This window comes from Streptomyces sp. NPDC127092, from assembly GCF_042722475.1.
Classification (GTDB): Bacteria; Actinomycetota; Actinomycetes; order Streptomycetales; family Streptomycetaceae; genus Streptomyces.
Window position 1 is genome coordinate 1 of sequence record NZ_JBHXFE010000323.1, and the last position, 387, is coordinate 387.

Here is a 387-nt window from a genome sequence, read left to right on the forward strand (position 1 = left end):
CCGAACTCCCGGTTGGCCCACGCCACCCCGATGAAGCCCACGACGGCGAGCAGCGCCAGCGCGATGCCGAGGACGACGATCTTCCGGCCCGTGCGCAGCACCACGCGACCGGCCACGGTGGACATCACGCTCGACATGACCGCCGAGGGAAGGCCGATGAGTGCGGCGTGCAGCGCCGGGTAGCCCAGCCCGTTCTGCATGAACATGGCGATCACCACGAACATGCTGGTCGAGCCGGTGAAGTAGATGGCGATCAGCAGGGCGCCGCACGCGAAGCTGCGGGTCTGGAACAGGCGCAGGTCCACCATCGGGGCGCGGCCCCGTCGGGCGTAGCGGGCCTCCCAGCGTGTCCAGAGGGCGGCCAGGCCGATGCCGACGGGCACGAGC

Annotated in this window: 1 pseudogene; it reads right to left on the bottom strand. The window is 70.8% G+C overall.

Annotation, left to right across the window (positions count from 1 at the left end):
• Nucleotides 1-387, bottom strand: a pseudogene (locus ACFWJO_RS40085) (MFS transporter); the annotation flags it as partial.